Annotated in this window: 1 protein-coding gene; it reads right to left on the reverse strand. The window is 69.2% G+C overall.

From position 1 onward, the window contains the following. On the reverse strand, positions 1 to 416 hold a 416-nt coding region (locus CHM34_RS18615), incomplete at both ends, for a methylenetetrahydrofolate reductase (protein ID WP_206093858.1).

Genomic DNA, 416 nt, shown 5'->3' on the forward strand with positions numbered 1-416 from the left:
GGGATGATCGGGTGCGATTCCGGATAGGCGCTGACCCCGATATGGCGGAACGGTGCGGCCATGGAAGAGAGATCGACGAGGAGGTCGTGCGCACCGACGTACCCGCCGGCCGGGGGAGTGGCGTCCCCCGCGGGGACGAAGATCCGGTCCACAGCCGCCTCGGCGAGGCGATCGACGATCTCCGTGAGCTCGGGTCTGCCGTGGATCATCCGTGCGGCCAGGTGGGGCACGGCGCGGAAGCCAAGGGCCTGGAGCTGCTCGGCCGTGGACAGCGTCGCCTCAAGCGTCAGTCCCGTCGACGCGGTCACCGTGATCTCGCGGCCGGGAGCCACGTATTCCTCGATGCGTTCGACGATTCCGGCCGTGGGCAGTACCTCGTAGCGGGCGGTGCTCAGCAGCCTGCGCAGCGTTGACTG

It is taken from the genome of Paludifilum halophilum (assembly GCF_002245355.1).
GTDB lineage: Bacteria > Bacillota > Bacilli > Thermoactinomycetales > DSM-45169 > Paludifilum > Paludifilum halophilum.